Annotated in this window: 19 protein-coding genes and 1 pseudogene; 11 read left to right on the forward strand and 9 right to left on the reverse strand. The window is 63.5% G+C overall.

The window, feature by feature from the left end; genetic code table 11:
• Together WCE35_RS24160 and WCE35_RS24165 are read left to right on the forward strand one after the other, a co-directional pair.
• Positions 1 to 680 (forward strand): annotated as a pseudogene (locus WCE35_RS24160) (lipopolysaccharide biosynthesis protein); the annotation flags it as partial.
• A gap of 242 nt (positions 681 to 922) precedes the next feature.
• Positions 923 to 1,207, forward strand: a complete 285-nt coding sequence (locus WCE35_RS24165) for a hypothetical protein (RefSeq protein WP_424595829.1) — start codon at positions 923 to 925, stop codon at positions 1,205 to 1,207.
• A 699-nt stretch (positions 1,208 to 1,906) separates the two neighbouring features.
• Here the strand turns inward: WCE35_RS24165 and WCE35_RS24170 are convergent.
• Positions 1,907 to 3,097: a GNAT family N-acetyltransferase gene (locus tag WCE35_RS24170; RefSeq protein WP_424595830.1), complete on the reverse strand. Its 1,191-nt coding sequence runs from the start codon at positions 3,095 to 3,097 to the stop codon at positions 1,907 to 1,909.
• A gap of 125 nt (positions 3,098 to 3,222) precedes the next feature.
• On the opposite strand from WCE35_RS24170, the gene WCE35_RS24175 reads away from it, so the two are divergent.
• Complete coding sequence (locus tag WCE35_RS24175; RefSeq protein ID WP_424595831.1) at positions 3,223 to 4,275, forward strand: polysaccharide deacetylase family protein; 1,053 nt, start codon at positions 3,223 to 3,225, stop codon at positions 4,273 to 4,275.
• Positions 4,276 to 4,330: 55 nt separating this feature from the next.
• Here the strand turns inward: WCE35_RS24175 and WCE35_RS24180 are convergent, their stop codons facing one another.
• Positions 4,331 to 4,537 carry a DUF2842 domain-containing protein gene (locus WCE35_RS24180; protein ID WP_424595832.1) on the reverse strand — a complete coding sequence of 69 codons (207 nt, stop codon included), beginning with the start codon at positions 4,535 to 4,537 and terminating at the stop codon, positions 4,331 to 4,333.
• A gap of 93 nt (positions 4,538 to 4,630) precedes the next feature.
• On the opposite strand from WCE35_RS24180, the gene WCE35_RS24185 reads away from it, so the two are divergent.
• The gene (locus tag WCE35_RS24185) at positions 4,631 to 5,722 is read left to right on the forward strand and encodes a COX15/CtaA family protein (RefSeq protein WP_424595833.1); all 1,092 of its coding nucleotides are present in this window, start codon (positions 4,631 to 4,633) and stop codon (positions 5,720 to 5,722) included.
• 150 nt (positions 5,723 to 5,872) lie between these two features.
• Positions 5,873 to 6,688: an FTR1 family iron permease gene (locus WCE35_RS24190; protein WP_424595834.1), complete on the forward strand. Its 816-nt coding sequence runs from the start codon at positions 5,873 to 5,875 to the stop codon at positions 6,686 to 6,688.
• A 42-nt stretch (positions 6,689 to 6,730) separates the two neighbouring features.
• Here the strand turns inward: WCE35_RS24190 and WCE35_RS24195 are convergent, their stop codons facing one another.
• The 6 genes from WCE35_RS24195 to WCE35_RS24220 form a co-directional block, all read right to left on the reverse strand.
• Positions 6,731 to 7,126: a PIN domain-containing protein gene (locus WCE35_RS24195; RefSeq protein ID WP_424595835.1), complete on the reverse strand. Its 396-nt coding sequence runs from the start codon at positions 7,124 to 7,126 to the stop codon at positions 6,731 to 6,733.
• On the reverse strand, positions 7,123 to 7,356 hold the full coding sequence (locus WCE35_RS24200; RefSeq protein ID WP_424595836.1) for an AbrB/MazE/SpoVT family DNA-binding domain-containing protein: 234 nt from the start codon (positions 7,354 to 7,356) through the stop codon (positions 7,123 to 7,125). Before WCE35_RS24200 ends, WCE35_RS24195 begins: the two co-directional genes overlap by 4 nt.
• A 90-nt stretch (positions 7,357 to 7,446) precedes the next feature.
• Positions 7,447 to 7,860 (reverse strand): hypothetical protein, encoded by a 414-nt coding sequence (locus WCE35_RS24205; RefSeq protein ID WP_424595837.1) that lies wholly within the window; start codon positions 7,858 to 7,860, stop codon positions 7,447 to 7,449.
• A gap of 87 nt (positions 7,861 to 7,947) precedes the next feature.
• Entirely contained in the window at positions 7,948 to 9,228 is a 1,281-nt protein-coding gene (locus WCE35_RS24210) for an O-acetylhomoserine aminocarboxypropyltransferase (RefSeq protein WP_424595838.1), read from the reverse strand.
• Between the two features lie 248 nt (positions 9,229 to 9,476).
• Complete coding sequence (locus tag WCE35_RS24215; RefSeq protein ID WP_424595839.1) at positions 9,477 to 10,061, reverse strand: CoA-binding protein; 585 nt, start codon at positions 10,059 to 10,061, stop codon at positions 9,477 to 9,479.
• Positions 10,062 to 10,172: 111 nt separating this feature from the next.
• On the reverse strand, positions 10,173 to 10,997 hold the full coding sequence (locus tag WCE35_RS24220) for an enoyl-CoA hydratase (protein ID WP_424595840.1): 825 nt from the start codon (positions 10,995 to 10,997) through the stop codon (positions 10,173 to 10,175).
• A gap of 72 nt (positions 10,998 to 11,069) precedes the next feature.
• On the opposite strand from WCE35_RS24220, the gene WCE35_RS24225 reads away from it, so the two are divergent.
• The 6 genes from WCE35_RS24225 to WCE35_RS24250 all read left to right on the forward strand — a co-directional run bounded on the left by WCE35_RS24225 (position 11,070) and on the right by WCE35_RS24250 (position 14,792).
• The gene (locus tag WCE35_RS24225; protein ID WP_424595841.1) at positions 11,070 to 11,498 is read left to right on the forward strand and encodes a PaaI family thioesterase; all 429 of its coding nucleotides are present in this window, start codon (positions 11,070 to 11,072) and stop codon (positions 11,496 to 11,498) included.
• Between the two features lie 154 nt (positions 11,499 to 11,652).
• Positions 11,653 to 12,117 carry a 50S ribosomal protein L13 gene (gene rplM / locus WCE35_RS24230; protein ID WP_424595842.1) on the forward strand — a complete coding sequence of 155 codons (465 nt, stop codon included), beginning with the start codon at positions 11,653 to 11,655 and terminating at the stop codon, positions 12,115 to 12,117.
• A gap of 1 nt (position 12,118) precedes the next feature.
• Positions 12,119 to 12,595: a 30S ribosomal protein S9 gene (gene rpsI, locus WCE35_RS24235; RefSeq protein WP_424595843.1), complete on the forward strand. Its 477-nt coding sequence runs from the start codon at positions 12,119 to 12,121 to the stop codon at positions 12,593 to 12,595.
• Between the two features lie 235 nt (positions 12,596 to 12,830).
• The gene (locus tag WCE35_RS24240) at positions 12,831 to 14,057 is read left to right on the forward strand and encodes a diguanylate cyclase (protein WP_424595844.1); all 1,227 of its coding nucleotides are present in this window, start codon (positions 12,831 to 12,833) and stop codon (positions 14,055 to 14,057) included.
• Positions 14,058 to 14,113: 56 nt separating this feature from the next.
• Complete coding sequence (locus WCE35_RS24245) at positions 14,114 to 14,350, forward strand: hypothetical protein (protein ID WP_424595845.1); 237 nt, start codon at positions 14,114 to 14,116, stop codon at positions 14,348 to 14,350.
• A gap of 139 nt (positions 14,351 to 14,489) precedes the next feature.
• Positions 14,490 to 14,792, forward strand: coding sequence for an antibiotic biosynthesis monooxygenase family protein (locus tag WCE35_RS24250; RefSeq protein WP_424595846.1), 303 nt, complete (start codon positions 14,490 to 14,492; stop codon positions 14,790 to 14,792).
• A gap of 14 nt (positions 14,793 to 14,806) precedes the next feature.
• On the opposite strand, the gene WCE35_RS24255 is transcribed toward WCE35_RS24250, so the two are convergent.
• Positions 14,807 to 15,934, reverse strand: a complete 1,128-nt coding sequence (locus WCE35_RS24255; protein WP_424595847.1) for an AI-2E family transporter — start codon at positions 15,932 to 15,934, stop codon at positions 14,807 to 14,809.
• Positions 15,935 to 16,022 lie beyond the last annotated feature (88 nt).

Raw genomic sequence — 16,022 nt, forward strand, 5'->3', positions numbered from 1 at the left:
GGCCTGCGCCGGTCGTTGCAGCCCGCGCTGATCCCGAAGCCATTTTCGGCGACACCCAGGCATATATCGCGGCAGGGATCGACGAAATCGGGCAACTGGCCGATCACCTCCTCGGCGCTGGCGTGGCGGCGCAAAAGGTCACGATCCTGGGGACAGCTGCGAGCGAGAGCATCGCCCGCACCGCGCTGACGCTGGCACGGCTGATGGCGCGTGAGAGGAATGTCGTGGTGGTCGATCTCGCAGCATCCCGGCCGAGGATCCCGGCGGTGTCGGTCGATCCGAATGCGCCCGGACTGGCGGAACTGATGCGAGGCGAAGCCTCGTTCGCGCAGATCATCACCAGGGACCAGCTGTCGCGAGCCCATCTCGTCGGCGCCGGACGCCCGGGCTTCGATCGCACCCGCCTGCATTCGCCGCGGCTGAGGCTCGTGATCGACGCGCTGCTGGAAGTCTACGACCATGTGCTGCTGGACGCCGGCGCGGCCTCCGACCTGCCGGCGGAACTCTTGACGGCGCAGGCCCGCGCGGTGGTGGTGCCCGACGCGTCGATGGCGGCGAATGCCCGCGCCCTGATGGTAGAGCAGCTCAAGGCCGTGGGCTTTTCGGAGGTGACGATGCTGAGCAAGCCGTACCGGCCTTCGGACGCGGTCGATCCCGGATGGCATGTGGCGGCGGCGTGACCGCGGGATGGCCGGGGTTTCTTGATCGGCTCTTTTGTCTTGTCGCCGTTTTCTTCACGCGAACCGGCACCCAGCCGGCGATCCAGGTGCGGGGAGGCTTTGGCCGGCAGGGCGACTTCGGCGGTGGACTGCCGGATTGCGGTGACAACGCATTCAGTTCAATTTGCGGTTCGGCGAGAGCGAAACAAATCAATTGAGCGCGCTGCCACCGTAGTTTCGGGCTAACCGAATGTTGGAGTTTCATGCTGACGATCGCGAGAACGCTTTCGGTGCTGTCAGCCGTGTTTACCTTGGTATTCACTGTCGTCGTGATTGGTGCCGGGCGTTTGCAACTCCTGCGGTTGGGCTTCGAGGGCACCGGCATTGCCGCTGGCCTGTCCTCTACTCTTGCGGCCGTGGCCGCGCTTCTTGCTCTCGTGATCGTGATCGTGCGTGTGCGATGGGGAATGCGAGCAGGGTTCGCTCAGGTAGCGCTGATTTCCGGCATTTCCTTGCTTGTTCTCGGCGTTGTCATGGTGATCGGATAGCCCGTAGGCGGATTTGAGCGTAGCGTGATCCGCCGTCCCGGCCAGCGCGCGCAATCCTCGTCGTTGGCCCGACATCGCCATTCGTGTCGCTGTTGCCGCGCAGCGCATCCCGCCTTCTTGACACCCAATCACCCCACGGAGCCTCGGGATGGCCTGGGAGGGCATCGGGCTCGCTCGTCGGTCGATGGCGTCTACGGCTGCTTAGCCTTCACGCACGCCAAGCGGTCACGGCCCGACCTGCCTAAAGCTGAATGATTCGGCCAGGCGAAAGTGCCTTATCGACAATCTCCTCGGTAGAATTCGTAGGGGTGGGCAAAGGCGCGCTTGCGCCGTGCCCACCATCCTTCTTTCCATCCGCGCAAGAAATGGTGGGCACGCGCAAGGGCGGCGCTTTGCCCACCCTACGGCGGCTCCTTTGCATGGGGTTGTTTTCCATATTTTGAGGCGGACTCAGCTATTGATCGAATACGATCCGAGGCCGCCGTTCGATGCCAGGAAGAAACTGCAAGCTAAGTTACTGATTTTACTGGTTCCGGAAAAACGTGAAATCCACCCCGCGGTTCGTTGTTTCATCCACCAGGGTCGGCCCGTCAGGTCGGTACAGAACTCGCAATGACGGCCTGCAAAAGAAAGCCGCCGCCGTTGGCGTCGAACCGACTCTCCAAAATGGTAGAAAACAGCAACCCGCGTCTTGAAGCCCTAACGAAACATGCTGCGCAGCCTTTGCGCGATCTCGAACAGCGCCGCATTTTGCTTCACCGCCCGCTTGGCGCGGTTGATGCCCGACATCGCGCCCGCCGCGAGCCTGCCCCGCGGGCTGAGCGGGATAAAACTGTCGAAGATCGGCTCATCATCCTTGCAGAACAGCCGCTTGTATTCGTCGGATCCGATGCCGAGATCGAAGGCGCGATAATCCTTGCCGGCGAAGTGATCGATAATGTCGCGCATCAGGATCAGGCCGGGGCTGTATCTGGCGCTCGCCGACATGGTGTAGGTGTTGAACATCATCGAAAAGCGATGGCTGTCGGCGACGCCGGCGAAGATTGCGATCACTTCGTCGTCGCATTCGAGCGCGTGGATGTCGATGGCCCGGCCGCCAGTTGCAAGCGGCGCCATGCAGGCGGCGCGGATGAAATCCTCCACGCCCGGTTCGGCGAACACGTTGGGCAATTTCTGCTCGGCCATTCGCTTTGGCTTGACGCGGAAGAACCAGTCGAGCAGCCGCGTGACGTCCGCATCCGTGGTCGCGACGTGATAGCGATAGCCGGGCAGGGGCTGCAGCTTGCGCTCCTTGCCCTTCAGGCGCCGCCGGAACGAGTTGCTGATCAGGGTCGCCGGCGCCGCGCCGGGCTCGATCGTCAGCAGCGGGCAGTCATTGACCGAGGGCTGGTGCGGCAACAGCGCCAGCGGATTTTGCATGTCCTGCCAGCGCAGCGGCTGCTGGTGCAGTGCGAGCAGGTCGGCTTCCGATCGCGCCGATATCGCCGATATCAGTGCTTCGAGATCAGCCGGCGTGGCGCTTGTGGCAAAATCCCTGTCCCACAACGCCATGTTGAAGGTGGCGTGCTTGCCTCCCATGAAACTCGCGCAGCGCACGCCCCGCGCGGCCTTGCGCGCAAGCGGGAGCAGCATCAGCGGCCGAAATTCGCTGTCATGGGCGATCACGATGAAGGGCTGTAAACCCTTGCGCTCGCCGACCTGGCGCTGCCAGGCGGCGAGGAAGTCAAAGCGCTGGTACGGCGTGCAGGATCGCTTCGGGCTTTCGAGGCTGCGCCAGCTCGCCTCGGCCGCAGCAAGATCATGCACGACGTCGACGCCGGCAATACGGCCCGGTTTCGACCACGCCCTTGCTTCCGCCGTTCGGCCTTCAATGGCGGCAGCCATGGTCATCGCGGTACCCGTCAAGAATACTTACAATTATGAGCCTCGGCCGAACTTCTCAGGTAATTGTCAACAAAGCGTAATAACAATGCGACCGCGGTGGGCCGGAACCCGCCGCCTCTTGGGGACAAACGTTGGCATCGGATAACGCGTTCCTGCAGCGGGCCGAGATGGAGCTCGCTTACTTCAGCGGCTATTTCAGGCTGAAGGCGCGCCGGACCGGCGGCGCCGGCGTCGTGCTGCGGTTCGAGCGCGTCCGCCCGCGCCGGGCCGCGCTGTTCCAGCCGCTCAAATCCCGGGAAATCACCCCGAAATTCCTCGATCGAACGATCCGGGCATTGAAGCGCTGGAAATACGATATCGTTCCGATTGACGAGGCTTGCCGCAGGGCTGTCACATTGCCGTCGCGATCGCGCTTCGTCTGCCTGACCTTCGATGGCGGCTACAAGGACGTGATGAATTCGGCCTATCCCGTGCTTTCCAGGCACGGCGTTCCCTTCGCGATCTATCTGCCGACCGCGTTTCCCGACGGGCTCGGCGAGGCGTGGTGGGTCGCGCTCGAAGACATGATCGCGCGCGAAAATCGCATCAGCCTGGTGATCGACCGCAAGGAACGGCATTTCGCCATCCAGGGCACGTCGGAGAAATACCAGCTCTACGAATTTCTCTCCGGCTGGATGCGCACGCTGACGCCGCCGGACCTGTCATTTGCCATCCACGACCTTTGCAAGCGCCACTCGGTCGATCTCGCGGCATTGTCGCGCAGCCTGTCGATGGATTGGGACGATCTGGCCAGCCTCGCGGCCGATCCGCAGGTGACCATCGCAAGCGCGACGGTGAATTATCCCGCGCTGGCGAACTTGCGGGATGTCGAGGCGCAACGCGAGATGGCGATGGGGAAGGCGGTCGCGCAAGCCGCGTTCCAGCGCGATGTCAGGCATTTCGCCTATCCGTTCGGCGATCGGGGCTCGTTCTGCCGGCAGCATCTGGCGATGGCGGAACAGGCTGGCTTCATCAGCGCGGCGACCGCGATCCCGGGGGTCGTCCAGGCGCAGGGAAGCACCAACCTGCACGCGCTGCCGCGCCTGGCCTGGGACGGCCGGCAGCGCTCGCTGCGCATGATGCGCGTATTGCTTTCCGGGATGACGTTTGCGCCAGCAAAGCCTGCGCGGACCGCAAATGGCTAGAGCATGATCCGGAAAAGTGGGAACCGGTTTTCCGAAGAGATCATGCTCAAAAAAACTAACTATCGGGCCGCGACATCCAGCTTACGATCGGCATCGCCGGCAAGACCCATCCGATTCCCGCCACGACGTAAAACACGGCCTGCAGCAGGCCTGAATTGGCCAGCCACGGCGTTTGCGCGACCGTCATTCCCATCAGCGACCAAAACACCACCAGCATCAGCAGCGCGATGGTTCCCAGCAATTTGCGGGTGCGTATCGTCATGGCGGATATCTGCAGCTCGCGGCCGGAGCGCGCCTTGCGCGCGGGAAGGAGCGGACTATAAGGGGCGTGCCAATTCGAGCAAGCGCGGCCGCGATGACCGGAATTCCCGCACCAGATGCACCCCAGAACCGCGCCGTCCGCTGCTGGCTGTTCTCGGTCGCAGCCCTGATTGCGATCATGGTGCTGGTGGGCGGCGCCACCCGCCTGACCGAATCCGGATTGTCGATCGTGGAATGGAAACCGGTCGCCGGCACGCTGCCACCGCTCACCGACGCGCAATGGACGCTGGCCTTCGAGGGCTACAAGACCATCCCGCAATATCGCGAACTCAACGCGGGGATGACGCTGTCCGAGTTCAAGACGATCTTCTGGTGGGAATGGAGCCACCGCCTGCTCGGGCGCGTGATCGGCATGGTCTATCTGCTGCCGTTCCTGTTCTTCCTCTGGCGCGGTGCGTTGAGCGCCGAACTGAAGCGGCGGCTGTGGCTGATCTTCGGGCTGGGCGCGCTGCAGGGCGCGGTCGGCTGGTGGATGGTGGCCTCGGGGCTGTCGCAGCGGGTCGAGGTGTCGCAGTATCGTCTCGCCGTCCATCTGATGCTGGCGTTGCTGATTTTCGCGGCCGTCGTCTGGACGCTGCGGCGGCTCGCCGATCGGCCGCACATCGCCGCGCCGCCGCGGCTGAAGATCACCGGCGTGGTTCTGCTGGTCTTGACCTTGGTGCAGCTTTATTTCGGCGCGTTGGTCGCGGGCCTGCGCGCCGGCAGGGTCTACAACACCTGGCCCGAGATCGATGGCGCATGGGTTCCCTCCGCGGAGCGCTTGTTGTTCGAGACGCCGTGGTGGCGCAATCTGTTCGACAATACGCTGACCGTGCAGTTCGAGCATCGCATGGCCGCTTACATGCTGCTTGTGCTGGCGGTCCTGCACGCGGTTGACGCGGTCCGTTGGCGGGTCGGGCCAGCGGTAATCGGCGGCGCATGGTGGCTGGTGGCAGCGATCGCACTGCAGGCGGCACTCGGCATCCTCACGCTGCTGCATCAGGTGCCGATCGATCTCGCGCTGGCCCATCAGGCCATGGCGATCGTGGTCCTGACGCTGGCGATTATTCAGGTCGAGCGACTGGCGGCGCGGCGCGCCGCAGCGGATCCGCAAAAGCTCGCCGTTGCGCTCGGACGGCCCGGCTGAATTGAGCTATTCTAATCTGTCGCAATCGGCAGAAGTGCCCGGTTTGCAGGGCTTTTGCCGCCGCGCGATCCCGTCGACGCGGTCGCGTGAAACGGACCGCTTTACTTGAGATTTGGGGACGATAAAACCAGCCGAAACACGGATCATTTCATGTCCTCAGCATTCATTCAGGCGGCCGTCATCCTGCTCCGCGAGGGGTTGGAGGCCATGCTGGTCATCGCCGCGCTCGCCGGCTACCTGACCAGGGTCGGCTCCGGTCATCGCATCCAGGCGCTCTACGGCGGTGCGCTCGCCGCGGTCGGAGCCAGCATCGTCGCCGCCTGGCTGTTCGCGGTAATGAATTCGGGCGAACACAGCGACGTGCTCGAAGGCGCCATCATTATCGCCGCCGCCGCGCTGATGCTCTATGTCAGCGGCTGGCTGATGGTGAAGCAGGATCCGCGCGGCTGGCAGGACTACCTCGCGCACAAGGCCGACAGCGCGCTGGCGCAGGATACGGTCTGGGCCGTCGGGGCGCTTGCCTTCCTCGCCGTGTTCCGCGAAGGCGCCGAAACCGCGCTGTTCGTCAACGCGCTGGCGACGACCGAAGGCGGCTGGCGCGTCGGCCTGTTCGCGGGCCTGGGGGCGGCAACCGCCGGACTGGTGGTGCTGTTCTATTTCATCAATCTGATCGCCCGGAAGCTGCCGTTGCGGCCGTTGTTCATCATCACCTCCGCCTTCCTGTTTGCGATGGCGATCAAGTTCATCGGCGAGGCGGTGCAGGAATTCCAGGAAGCGTCGATGCTGCCGTTCACCGAGCTCAAGCGCATGTCCTGGCTCGGCGCCCTCGGACTGAACCCGACGCTGGAGGCGTTGTCGGCCCAGTCACTGGTGATCGTGTTTGCGCTGGCGACCTATTCGATCGTCCAGCGCAGCAGCCGGCTGAGCCGCGAAGACAAGGCGGCGGTCCGCACGGCGAAGCCGTAGACCGGGTGCGGCAAGCGCGTTTCCTGCGCGCGCTGCGCAAGTTCAATTCATAAAGGGATTTCGGATCGTCAGCCCGCCGATCGCGCGGCCGTGCTGCATGTCCTCGGTGTACAGCGTGTCGCAGCCCGCCTCGATGGCGGAGGCGACGATCAGCGCGTCGTAGAACGACAGGTGGTGGCCTTCAGCGATCGCTCGTGCGGCGGTATGCACCTCCAGCGTCAGCGCAAGCGGCGAGCCGACCAGTGCGATCGCATCGGCGATCGCTTCGGCGACCTCGCCCCAACTCTTTCCTTGCTTGCGCCGCGAGACCGCGGCGAACTCATTGAATACCTGAACGCTGAGTGTGCCTCCTTCCGCGAACAACGCGCGCGCCCGTTCGGCCTTGTCTCCCGCTTGCTGGGCATAGACCAGAATGTTTGTGTCAAAGAAGGCGTTCACCGTTCGTTGGCTTCCTCGCGATCGAAGCGATAGCCTTCAGGAAGCGTCCAGTTCCGGGCAGCCATATTATCGAGCGCGCGCTGTCGTTGGGCCTCTCTCGTCTCGACCGCGATGGTGCCATCCTTGACGGCAACCACGTTCAACTCGTCGCCTTCCTTGAGCCCGAGTTGATCGACCAGTGCCTTGGGCAGCCGAACCGCGAGGCTATTGCCCCATTTGGAAATCAGCATTTCCAGTCTCCATGATATACATCGTAATTTCGTGTATCATATACCGGATATCCTTGCCTTTCAAGGTGGATCGGGAGCGTACTCGGCGGTTCAGCAATAGCCGTAGACGCCGCAGGCGTAGGGCAGGCGATTCCAGTAGCTGACATCGCGGCCGCGGTAATAGGCGCCCTGATAGTCGTAGGAGGAAGCCCGCCCATAATAGCCCGGCAGCGTCGCAGAGCCCGGCAACAGCGGCGCGCCGACCACCGGCGGGATGTAGGGCACGATGCCGCTCGATGGCGTGAACAGCAGCTCCGGATCGGTCTCGACGTAGACCCGACGGCGGTGGAGCGGCGCGGCGGGGGCAACCGTGGTCCGGTATTTGTGGTGGACGAGCGGCAGGCCCGGCGGCGATCGGCCGGCGGCGCGATCGGCGGCACGCTTGGTCGCGACGGGACCATCGGCGGCGGCAGCGGGTCCGGTCGCGAGAACCGCGATCAGAAATGGCGTCATCCAGCGCAACATCGTTTGCTCCGAATCATCGAGGGTAATTCAGTGCACTATGCCAGCCTGACCGAGCCTGGTCGCGCTGCTGCTCGCCTTGACGGCAAGTCACGCGCCAAGCGCCTGCTCGAGGTCCGCTATCAGATCTTCCTTGTCCTCGATGCCGATGGACAGCCGGACCACGTCGGGCGCTGCGCCCGACCTCACCTTGGCGGCGTCGTCGAGCTGGCTGTGGGTGGTCGAGGCCGGGTGGATCACCAGCGAACGGGTGTCGCCGACATTGGCGAGATGCGAGAACAGCTTCAGGTTCGACACCAGGCCGACGCCGGCGTCGTAACCGCCCTTGAGGCTGAAGGTGAACACCGCGCCGGCGCCCTTCGGGGCATATTTGCGCGCCAGGTTGTTGTATCTGTCGCCGGCGAGGCCGGCGTAGTTCACCGCCGCCACCTTCGAATGGCCCGAGAGGAATTCCGCGACCGCCATGGCATTCTCGCAATGCTTCTGCATGCGCAGCGGCAGCGTCTCGATGCCGGTGAGGATCATGAACGCGTTGAACGGCGACAGCGCCGGCCCGAGGTCGCGCAGGCCGAGCACCCGGCAGGCGATCGCGAAGGCAAAATTGCCGAACGTCTCCTGGATCTTGATGCCGTGATATTCCGGCCGCGGTTCGCTCAGCATCGGATATTTGTTGCCCTTCGACCAGTCGAAGGTGCCGGCATCGACGATGATGCCGCCGAGCGAGTTGCCGTGGCCGGCCAAAAACTTGGTCAGCGAATGCACGACGATGTCGGCGCCGTGATCGATCGGGCGGATCAGATAAGGCGTCGCCAGCGTGTTGTCGACGATCAGCGGCACGCCGGCCTTGCGGGCGACGGCGGCGATCGCTTCGATATCGGTGACGCTGCCGGCCGGATTGGCGATCGATTCGATGAAGATCGCCTTGGTGTGCGGCGTGACCGCGCGCTCGAAACTGCCGACGTCATCGGGGTCGGCCCACACCACGTTCCAGCCGAAGCTCTTGAACGCGTGGGTGAACTGGTTGATCGATCCGCCATACAATTTGCGCGCGGCGATGAACTCGTCGCCCGGCATCAGAAGCTGCTGGAGGGCTACGACCTGCGCGGCGTGTCCCGACGCGACCGCGAGCGCGGCGGTGCCGCCTTCGAGCGCCGCGACGCGTTCTTCCAGCACCGCATTGGTCGGATTTCCGATCCTTGTATAGATGTTGCCGAATGCCTGCAGCCCGAACAGCGAGGCGGCGTGATCGGCGTCGTTGAACACGAATGACGTGGTCTGGTAGATCGGCGTCGCACGCGCGCCGGTGGTCGGATCGGGCTGGGCGCCGGCATGCACGGCAAGGGTCGAAAATCCCGGCAGACGATCGGTCATTCTTTTTTCCTTTTGTGGCTGGCTCATCCGGTCAACGACGCGTGTGATTGCGTCGGGAAGGATGAACGATGGGCGCGCTCTATAAGGGCGCTCTGATAGTTTGAGGCGGCGTGAACCCGCCATCCTCCAGACGGGAGACAATCACGTCAGCGGTGCCGCTCGTCAAGGCGGCGCGGTGCTGCAGGCGTCAATGGGGACGAACGTACTTTAGGATGGCGCGTTTTCGATATGATCGTTTCGTATTTGCGTCACGTAAGTTCGGCCTTGTTTTTCGCGGCCCGATCGGATGCGGCGGTTTCGCCGCCGCCGACGCTGGTCCGGTTCAGTGACAGCCGCATGCCCTGCGTCGGGATCGGTGCGCGCTTGGAGCTCAGCGTTCGTGAATTGACGCCCATCCAGGAAATCTCCGATGACAGCCTGCCATACTCGATCTTCGGGCAGCGGTTCATCACGACCTTGAGGCCGGCCGCCTCGGCCTTGTCGGCCGCGGCATCGTCGCGCGCGCCGAGCTGCATCCAGATCACCTTCGGCAGTGGCGACAGTTTCAGCGCTTCATCCACCACCGGCATGATATGGCTGGAATTGCGGAAGATGTCGATCATGTCGACGGGGCGGCCGATATCGGCAAGCGAAGCGACGAACGGCTTTCCCATCAGGCTCTTGCCGACATGACCGGGATTGACCGGGATCATGTCGTAGCCGCGCTGTGCCAGATACTTGAACGCAAAATAGCTCGGCCGCACATTGACCGGCGAGGCGCCGACCATCGCGATCGATTTCACGCCGTTGAGGATCTCGCGGATGTAATCGTCGGGATAGGCATCGTGGTTCATTTGCGCGCTTTCTATCGCGTCATTGCGAGGAGCGAAGCGACGAAGCAATCCATTTTTCGTGTGGCATCGATGGATTGCTTCGCTGCGCTCGCAATGACGGGAAACTGAGTTTTAGCGATCCTGCCATTTCGGCGCGCGCTTCTCGATGAAGGCGCCGATGCCTTCCTCGGCGTCGCGCGCCATCAAGTTTTCGGTCATCACCTCCGCCGCATAGCGATAGGCCTCGGCAAGGCTCATCTCGGCCTGGCGATAGAACGCGGCCTTGCCGAGTTTGATGGTGTAGGCGGATTTCAGCGCGACCTTTTGCGCCAGTGCGATCGCCGCCTCCCGTTCGCTGCCCGGCGCGACGACGCGGTTGACGAGGCCGATGCTCTGCGCCGTCGCCGCCGTGATCGGCTCGCCGGTCAGCAGCATCTCCATCGCCTGCTTGCGCGGGACATTGCGCGACAGCGCCACCATCGGCGTCGAACAGAACAATCCGATATCGACGCCGGGGGTCGCGAAGGTCGCGGCTTCGGACGCCACCGCCAGATCGCAACTCGCCACCAACTGGCAGCCGGCGGCGGTCGCAACACCCTGTACCGCGGCGACCACGGGCTTCGGCAACTGAACGATCGCCTGCATCGTCGCGCTGCAGGCGTTCATGATCTCGGCGAAATAGGCCCGCCCGCGGTCGGGATCGCTGCGCCGCGCGGTCAGCTCCTTCATGTCGTGTCCCGCGCAGAAGGCGGGGCCGTTGGCCGCGATCACCAGTGCCCGCACGCTCGCATCGTCGTGAATGACCTTCAGCGCCGCGCGGAGTTCGGCGATCAGGCCTTCCGACAGGCTGTTGCGCGCCGCGGGCCGGTTGAGGGTGAGCACGGCGATGTGGCCTGTGGTCTCGCGCAACAGGATCGGCGATGGCGGCTTGGGCGCGCGGGCGGTTTGGGCGGGCATTTCCAAAATTTCCACTAGGGCCTTTTTGACAACTTAATGTAACAGGCCATTTGAATCGAGGGCAGGGACGGCATGGCGATCGCGAAAATGAGCGTGGCTGAACTGGATAGGTTCCTTCACGACGAATTCCCCCAGGCGTTCAAAGGCGGCGACATCACCATAGAGCACGCGGATGGCGAAAGCTGTCTGCTTCGTCAGCGCTACGGCGAGCAGATGCTGCGGCCGGGCGGCACGGTGTCGGGGCCGACGCTGATGGCGATGGCCGATTTCGCGATGTATGTGGTGCTGTTGTCGGCGATCGGCCCAATCGGGCTTGCGGTAACGACCAATCTCACCATCAATTTCCTGCGCAAGGGCCAGCCCGGGCAGGATGTGCTGGCCGCGGCCAGGCTTCTGAAGCTCGGCAAGCGGCTGGCGGTTGGCGAGGTCAACCTGCTGTCGGGGACATCGCCCGATCCGATTGCCCATGTGACGGCGACCTATTCCATTCCAAACAAATAGCCTTTTGCACGGTATTATTACACCATATTTATAATCTATTGTTTTTGCTTGTATATTTGAGGAGGCGCGGCATTGACGCGTCGCGCGGCGTTCTCTAGAAACCCGCGCAGTCCGGCGCAACCAGCGCCGAACCCCCTTTCACGGATTTCCTCACATGAAAACGTTTTCGGCAAAGCCCGCCGAGGTGACGAAGAAGTGGGTGTTGATCGACGCCAAGGGTTTGGTGGTCGGCCGGCTCGCCTCTCTGGTCGCCATGCGCCTGCGCGGCAAACACTTGCCCACCTATACGCCGCATGTCGATTGCGGCGACAACGTCATCATCATCAACGCGGCGCATATCGTGCTGACCGGCCGCAAGCGCGACAACAAGGTCTATTACAATCACACCGGCTTCATCGGCGGCATCAAGGAGCGCACCGCGAAGTCGATCCTCGAGGGCCGCTTCCCCGAGCGCATCGTCGAGAAGGCGATCGAGCGCATGATCCCGCGCGGCCCGCTCGGCCGGGTGCAGATGGGCAATCTGCGCGTCTATCCCGGGCCTGAGCATCCGCATGAAGCCCAGACCCCCGAAAAGGTCGATATCGCTTCGATGAATCGCAAGAACATGAGGGCCGCATAAGATGTCCGACACCATGCAGTCTCTCGACCAGCTGTCACAGCTCAAGCCGGCAGCGGCAGAGGCGCCGAAATACGTCAAGAAGGTCGACAAATACGGCCGCGCCTACGCCACCGGCAAGCGCAAGGACGCGGTCGCCCGCGTCTGGATCAAGCCCGGCGCCGGCAAGGTCCTCGTCAACACCCGCGAAGTCGAAGTCTATTTCGCCCGCCCGGTGCTGCGGATGATGATTCAGCAGCCGCTGGTCGCCGCCGCCCGCGCCGGCCAGTATGACGTCATCTGCACGGTCGCCGGCGGCGGCCTGTCCGGTCAGGCGGGCGCCGTTCGTCACGGCATCTCCAAGGCGCTGACCAATTTCGAGCCGGATCTGCGCGGCGTCCTGAAGAAGGGCGGCTTCCTGACCCGCGACTCCCGCGTCGTGGAGCGCAAGAAGTACGGCCGTGCCAAGGCGCGCAAATCGTTCCAGTTCTCGAAGCGTTAATTGCTTCGCTAAAATTTGCGGCGCTTGCCGTATTCGTGGAATCAAAGAGGGCGCCGGGAAGCGCCCTTTTCTGCGACCGGCCTTTGCAGACGAATTGACGCAGTTTTCCCGAAAAATTGCCTGCCCTTAAAAACCTGTTGCCAACTCGGGGGCGTTAGCGTGGGACACCGTAATGGCGCGTTATCCGTTTCGGATCGCGCCATGCAACGTTGCATCACATGCGCTCGGGTGGCCTATGACCTTCGATACATCCACGCTTTATCTGCTGGCGACCATGGTGGCGGGCATGCTCGGCGCCATGCTGGTGTTCTTCGGCAGGCAGGAGAAGATCCCGGCTCTGACATGGTGGGGTGCCGCCTATCTGCTCGGAGCGACCTCGGTTGCGGTCTGGACGGTTGCGGGTACCACGCTTGGCGGCCCGCTGTCGCTGGCGCTGAATGCGGTGGGCTTTCTTGCCTGCGGCATGGTCTGGAATGCGGCGCGCGTCTTTCACGGGCGCAAGCTCAATCTCCCCGGCGTGGTGCTCGGCGCGCTCACCTGGATCGCCACCGTCCAGACGCTGCTGCCCGACGAGTCGGCCTTGCGCCTGACCATCGGCGCGGCGATCATCGCGGTTTACGCGGCGCTGACCGCGTCGGAATTGTGGAACGAGCGCCGCCGCTCGCTGCAAAGGCGCTGGCCGACGATTGCGGTTCCGGTGCTGCATGGTTGCGTGCTGATGCTGCCGATCCTGCTCGGGGATATGCTGCGCCCGCACGACGAGACCTTCGTCACCAGCATCTGGGTGACGGTGTTCTCGATCGAACTCGTGCTCTATGCGATCGGCACGGTATTCGTCATCTTCATGCTGGTGTCGGATCGCGCGGTCACCGTGCACAAGACCGCGGCCTCGGTCGATCCGCTGACCGGCATGTTCAATCGCCGCGGCTTTGCGGAGGCCTGCGGGCGGGTGATCGAGCGTGAGGCCGATGCCGGCCGTCCGGTGACGGTGATGATCTTCGACATCGACCACTTCAAGTCGATCAACGACCGCTTCGGTCATCCCGCGGGCGACGAAATCCTCAAACTGTTCGCGGTCATCGTGATCAACAGTTTGCGCATCAGCGACCTCTCGGGACGGATCGGCGGCGAGGAATTCGCGGCCCTGCTGCCGTGTCCGCTGGAGGAGGGCGTGATCGCCGCCGAGCGGGTGCGCGAAGTTTTTGCGGCGTCCGGAATTGTCTGCGAGGAAGGCCCGGTCGACACCACCGTCAGCATTGGCGTGGCCGGCGGCCCGGCAGGCACCGAACTCGAGGTGCTGTTGGCCGCGGCCGATACCGCGCTTTACCAGGCCAAGCGCAGTGGCCGCAATCGGGTCGAGGCGGCCGAGGAACTGCCGCTGTCGCTGGAAAACTGGCGGCGCAAAACGGCGGGACGTTCGGCTCCGGCGCGTCAGCAACCGGCCTTGCCAAGTCCGGCGTAGCGATGAAATTGTCGCAGTAACCCCGCGTTTACCATTCGATCCATATCATCTCCGCCATGGACACGATCCGCCAACGCAATCCGCAGGCCGCCCTGACGTCGCTCGAAGCGGCAGCGGCTTCCGCCCGCGGCGGGTTCGCCTGCATGTTCTCGACATCGGATGAATATGAGACCGCGCTGATCGCGGAGCGACGCGCACAGGGCCGCTATGATCACAGGCGAAGCCGCTGGCCCGCGGTGATGCTCGTCGGCGGCATGCTGATGGTCGCCGCCACGGTGCTGCTCTTCAACTGAGCGGCAGCGGACCGAACCTGCGTCTTTTCGTTTCGATCGGCTGGATGGTTTTTTTGACGCGTTTTCTCGACGCAAACCGGTGTCCAGGTCGCTCGAAAACGCTATAGAGGCGAGCATCTCAACAAGAGGCACCAGCCACATGATCACCGAAATCGCACAAATCGACGTCAAGCCCGGCACCGAGAAGGATTTTGAAGCCGCCGTCGCCAAGGCGCGGACGGCCTTTGGCCGGTCCAAGGGATTTCACGGATTTGAACTGCATCGCTCGATCGAGAAACCGCAGCGCTATCGCCTCATGGTCAAATGGGAAACCGTCGAAAACCACACCATCGATTTCCGCGGATCGGAGAATTTCACGGAGTGGCGCGGATTGGTCGGGCCGTATTTCGCGTCGCCGCCGGAGGTCGAACACACCCAGACGGTGGTAACGACGGCGGCGTGAGCGTCTGCGCTGCGTCAGGTCGCCGTGGCACCGGATGGAATGTCGTCCGCCTTGAAATGATCAATCATGACTTTCACGATCGCCAGTAGCGGCAGCGCGAGCGCCAGGCCCCAGATGCCGAACACCACGCCGAGCAGGATCTGGAACCCAAACAGCGTGGCAGGCGGAATGTCGAGCGCCTGCCGCTGGATGATCGGGGTCAGTATGTAGCTTTCCAGCGCATGCACGCCGAGAAACAGGATGAAGGCGCTGAGCGCGGCCACCCATCCCGAGGCGAGGCTCGCCAGCACCACGATCAGCCCGGCGAGGATCGCGCCGACGGTCGGGACGAAGGCCAGCAGGCCAGCCTGGATGCCCAGGATGAAAGCGCTCTGGATGCCGATGATCTCAAGGCCGATCCAGGTGACGAAGAACACCGCGGCCATGGTGATGATCTGTGCCATCAGCCAGCGCTCCAGCGTTTCGCCGACACGATCGACGATCATGGTGGCGCGTGCGCGGTGTTTTGCCGGGGCCATGAACAACAGGCCCTTGCGGTACACGCGAGGCTGCGCGGCAAAGGCGAGGCCGAGAAACAGCACGATGAAGAAGTTTCCGACCGCGTTCACCGTGCCGAGCAGCAATTTGAGGGTCTGGCTCACGATCGCGCCGCCGCTCGAAGCAATCGCGCCCGCGCTCGGAAGGTTGCGAGCCGGCGGGCCAGGCGTCGCCGGCATCGAAGCGTCCGCGGGCGCCGCGGCCTGATTGCTGAAGTCGAGATAACTGGTATCGATACCTTTCTTCTCCAGAAAGGCTTTGACGTTCACCAGCTGCGACTTGATCGTGTTGCTCAGCACCGTGGCCTGCTGCGCGATGGTGGCGCCGCCGAGGAAGACCACGCCCGACAGCATTGCCGAAAGCACGAGGCAGACGACCGTCAGCCGCAGCGCGTGCGGCAGTTTGACGACGCGGCCGACCATTTTGGTGATGGCAGTCAGTGCGACGCCGAGCAGCATCCCGGCGAAAATCAAAAACAGCGTCGTGGCGTAGTGCCAGGCGAACAGCAATAGCGCGGCAAACGACACCACGCCGATGCCGCCGGCCGTGATCGCCCACGCCAGGTCGCCGCGGGCCTGGATACGATCGTCGGTCGATACTGCCACGCTGATTCCTTACGCGTCGGTTTCCTCGACGGTTACTCTGTCGTCAAAACACCGCCGGGATCAAGCCGGGCGGGCACCGGTTTGACGC

Origin of the sequence: Bradyrhizobium sp. (assembly GCF_049691595.1) — a bacterium.
In the GTDB taxonomy this organism is placed as follows: domain Bacteria; phylum Pseudomonadota; class Alphaproteobacteria; order Rhizobiales; family Xanthobacteraceae; genus Bradyrhizobium.